This window comes from Paenibacillus sp. 01T47, assembly GCF_056398245.1.
The window spans coordinates 1-3,605 of the sequence record NZ_JBFTPA010000056.1; the positions used below are offsets into that span (position 1 = coordinate 1).

At 41.8% G+C, this 3,605-nt stretch carries 4 protein-coding genes; all 4 read left to right on the top strand.

Annotation, left to right across the window (positions count from 1 at the left end):
- Positions 1 to 1,164 (top strand): SpoVR family protein (locus tag AC1DOV_RS34515; protein ID WP_477552145.1); only part of this gene is annotated, 1,164 nt, incomplete at its 5' end.
- Positions 1,165 to 1,589: 425 nt separating this feature from the next.
- A complete protein-coding gene (locus AC1DOV_RS34520; protein WP_477512843.1) occupies positions 1,590 to 1,940 on the top strand; it encodes a bleomycin resistance protein in 351 nt (116 codons plus the stop codon).
- Positions 1,941 to 2,151: 211 nt separating this feature from the next.
- A complete protein-coding gene (locus AC1DOV_RS34525; RefSeq protein ID WP_477552147.1) occupies positions 2,152 to 2,463 on the top strand; it encodes an ArsR/SmtB family transcription factor in 312 nt (103 codons plus the stop codon).
- A 79-nt stretch (positions 2,464 to 2,542) separates the two neighbouring features.
- Positions 2,543 to 3,605, top strand: a 1,063-nt coding sequence (locus tag AC1DOV_RS34530) for an MFS transporter (RefSeq protein ID WP_477552146.1), incomplete at its 3' end; no start/stop codon positions are given.

A 3,605-nucleotide genomic window follows, 5' to 3' on the forward strand; every position in this document is an offset into this window, starting at 1 on the left:
CAAAATAAACTCATCGTCGCCCATGTGCTCGCTCACTGTGATTTTTTCAAAAACAACGCTCGCTTTGGTGTAACCAATCGCAATATGGTCGAGAGCATGTCTGCTACAGCGGATCGTATTCATCAATATGAAATGGATCATGGCACGGAAGCGGTCGAGAAGTTTATCGATGCGATCCTTGCCATTCAAGAGCATGTCGATCCGACGCTCATTAAGCCTTATCAATTGGATAAGAAACGTTATATCGAAATGGTGCAAAAGGACAGCGAGCGTTCGGAGTGGAATATTCCTTCCTCCTCTTATGATGACTTATGGAATCTAGACCCGGATCGAACAGCTGCCGCCGCATCAGCCGCTCAATCGCAGGCCGCTGACGCCAAACGTTTTCCGCCACGGCCAGAAAAAGATCTCATCTGGTTCATTGAGGAGTACTCCCCTACTCTGGAGGATTGGCAGCGTGATATTCTGTCTATGCTTCGCGATGAGATGCTCTACTTCTGGCCGCAAATCGAGACCAAGATTATGAACGAAGGCTGGGCTTCCTACTGGCATCAGCGGATCATACGCGAGCTTGATCTGACTAGCGATGAAACGATTGAGTTCGCTAAGCTGAACTCCTCTGTCGTGCAGCCATCCCGGCATACCTTGAATCCCTATTATTTGGGCTTAAAAATATTCGAGGATATCGAGCGCCGCTTCGATAACCCAACAAAGGAAGAACAAGCACGCTTCGGACGCGTCCCCGGCAAGGGCAGGGAAAAAATGTTCGAGGTACGCGAGCTCGATTCCGATATTTCGTTCATCCGCAACTACCTGACGAAAGATCTGGTTAATGATCTCGATTTGTACATTTTCGAGAAAAAAGGCCCTGAGTGGAAAATTACCGATAAGTCGTGGGAGAAGATTCGCGATCAGCTAGTTTATTCAAAAGTAAACGGTGGTTTCCCTAGTTTGATGGTCAAGGATGGGGATTTTAATCGTGTGGGTGAGCTTTATCTTATTCATGAGTATGAAGGGATGGAGCTCGATCTGAAGTATGTGGAGCGTACGCTGCCTCATGTCGTTCAGCTTTGGGGGAAAAACGTTCACCTGGAGACGTTTGTTGAGGATAAGAAGATTGTGTTCAGCTGTGATGGGAAGAAGACGAGTCGGAAGTTTGTTTGAGTTAAGAAGATAGTGCTTCTTAATTCTGCATTTAAAAGCTATTATGCATAACCATGAGACAAAAAACCCGATCTCACTCGATCGGGTTTTCTATTTTACGGACAGAGGGGGCCAAGGGGGGGGGCGCCCCCCTTTATATACAGAATTTTTTCTCAGTACATTGTCACTACATAAGCCTTTTTGATAAGACTCAAATACCCTTACGCGCTGGAAACGTAGAACTGCTACTCGCTGAACTAACGTTAACCGTTAGCTAACGGGAGACGATAGTTGAACAAACATGGAGTAGTTTGCTGCGGCAGCTGCTCCATTTTTTCATTACGCTAACGGGCAGGAGAACTGAACAATGAGAATAGAGGAAATTATAAAGACTCAACGAATATATTCTTTGTTATTGATGAACCAGCTGGGGGGAGGTATTTTTTATGCTAAACATTCAATGTCAAGTTCCGATTTTACCCGTACGTAATATGGATGAATCCCTTGCATTTTACCTAGATGTGCTTGGGTTTAAGGTGGCTTGGATATGGGATGACAATGGCTATGCCGCAATCCAATGTGGTGATATTGAATTTCATCTGGATGTACAGGAATCGTTCACAACTTATAGAGCTCACTCTTATCTCTTTGTACAAAATATAGATGAAATTTATACATTGTATAAAAGTAAAGCACTAGACATTGTGCAAGATATTGAACAAAAACCCTGGGGCGTAAGAGAGTTCACATTTCGAGATGTTAATGGGCATATGTTCAGGGTAGCACAAGAAGCGTGAAATAGTCATTAAGCTATCGGAGAACGATAGTGGAATAACACAAATGATGAGCAGGCGCTGCGATGCCTGCTCTTTTTATTGAACTAACGGGCAGATTTCTCCAACAAAAGTCGGTACAGGCAATAGATTTTTCAAGTTCTTGTCAAAAGATATTGGAGAAAACAGCACATTTTATATTTACAAATCTATAAAAATAGATATAATAATCTGTATGGAACCATTACAGATTTATAAAGCTTTGTCTAACGAGACGCGTAGTCAAATTATGCTATGGTTAAAGAATCCAGAGGAATTCTTTGATGAAAAACCTTATCTACAACAARRTCTCAATTTTCAAATTGGTGTATGCGTGGGAGATATTCAGGCTAAAGCAGGTCTTGCACAGTCTGTTATTTCGAGTTATTTGTTGACGATGCAAAAAGCTGGTTTGTTGGAATCTGAGCGAATTGGGAAGTGGACGTACTATCGTCGAAACGAAAAGACAATACAGGAATTTTCCGAGTACATCCAAAAGAAACTATAGACTGAAAGGAGGTCTTTTTTTTTKWAATATACATCTATGAATCTATATATGTAAATATAAAAGGAGRCTTACATTTAAAATGAAWCAGGTTAACCCTTTGCTTATCATTATTTTGGCTTTAGGCGTATTCGGTATTATTACAACGGAAATGGGGATTATAGGTGTTTTACCCCAGGTAACTCAAAAATTTAATATATCGACCTCACAGGCYGGATGGCTTGTAAGTATATTTGCTCTCGTCGTTGCTATCTCAGGTCCATTCCTGACATTACTCGTATCCGGTATTAATCGTAAAGTCATTCTATTAACCACTTTGCTTATTTTTGCAATTTCGAATATGGTTTATGCTTATACGACCCAGTTCGATGTGATGCTAGTTTTTCGTWTTATCCCTGCTATTTTTCATCCCGTCTTTTTTTCGGTTGCCCTTGTGACCGCAGCCAAGCTTGTCCCTCCGGAAAAAAGCAGTAAAGCGGTCACAAAGGTTTTCGCCGGAATCACRGTGGGGTTTGCTTTTGGCGTGCCTTTGACATCTTATCTCGCGGAGAAGATTTCGTTAGAAGTCGCTTTCCTGTTCGGAGCTGTTGTAAGCATGATTGCCTTTGTAGGGATACAAGTTTGGCTTCCTTCCATGCCTGTTAAGGAAAAAATGTCTTATGGCAAGCAGCTTGGCATATTACGTAAACCTCAATTGTGGTTAAATATCGTGACCGTTATTTTTATCTTTGCAGCTATGTTTTCTGTGTACAGCTACTTTGCTGAATATCTTGTGCAAGTAACACATATGAACGGGTCAGGAATCAGCATCATGTTGATGGTCTTTGGTATCATCATGATTTTYGGGAATTTTTTATTTGGGGGCTTTGTTCATAAAAGCATTACAAAGACCGTCATCATGTTTCCTCTGCTATATGCGGTAATTTACTTATTCGCTTATTATCTGGGATCTTATCTCATTCCGATGGTTGTTATCGTAATCATTTGGGGGGTAGTGCATTCCGGCGGGCTTATTGTCAGTCAAGCATGGTTAACGACCGAGGCGAAAGAAGCTCCCGAATTCGGCAACAGCTTGTTTGTCTCATTTTCCAATCTTGGAATTACTGTAGGGGCTTCTATCGGTGGTTGGTTTATTTCTCACTTGG

Coding starts and splice junctions, on each gene's coding strand:
- AC1DOV_RS34520 (WP_477512843.1), top strand. CDS start 1,590: ATGCTAAACATTCAATGTCAAGTTCCGATTTTACCCGTACGTAATATG.